Here is a 614-nt window from a genome sequence, read left to right on the forward strand (position 1 = left end):
CCGTCGACCTCGATGAGTTGCCATTGTTGGTTGGCGCCGTTGAGGTCGGTGTATTGGGAGAGGCGGGCGCCGTCGGTGGTGGCCCATTCCCAGACTTCGAGGGCTTTGCCGCTGTTGCGGTTGATGAAGCGGACGTAGCCGTCGCTGGTGTCGACTATTTGGAATTGTTGGTTGTGGGCGGCGGTGGGGGTGTATTGGCGGATTTGGGCGCCGTCTTCGGTGGAGTGTTCCCAGACGTCGATGGCTTTGCCGCTGTTGCGGTTGATGAGGCTGTAGTAGCCGTTGCCGTGGTCGAGGAAGCGGAATTGCTGGTTGACGGCGTCGGTGCGGCTCCATTGCACGATTTCGCCGCCGTCGGCGGTGGACCACTCGTAGACGTCCATGACCTTGCCGCTGTTGCGGTTTTGGAGGACGTAGTAGGCGCCGGTGTCGATGTCGGCCGCCGAAGCGGGTTGGGTCAGGGCTACCAGTGAGGTGAGCGCCATCGCCAAAGCCGCTACGACCGCGGTCACGATCCGCGGTGGCCGCAGGAGGGTATGCATGGGGGATTCCTCCGTAGGCGTTGGAGTGTGGACACATACCCCGGAAAGCGCATTCCGGTAGCCAAATGTTAC

General features: G+C 62.2%; 1 protein-coding gene. It reads right to left on the bottom strand.

Annotated elements, in window-relative coordinates:
• Window positions 1-542: RICIN domain-containing protein (locus ABD848_RS24895; protein WP_344977657.1), on the bottom strand; the 542-nt coding region annotated here is incomplete at its 3' end.
• Window positions 543-614 lie beyond the last annotated feature (72 nt).

Source organism: Salinactinospora qingdaonensis, assembly GCF_039539445.1.
GTDB lineage: Bacteria > Actinomycetota > Actinomycetes > Streptosporangiales > Streptosporangiaceae > Salinactinospora > Salinactinospora qingdaonensis.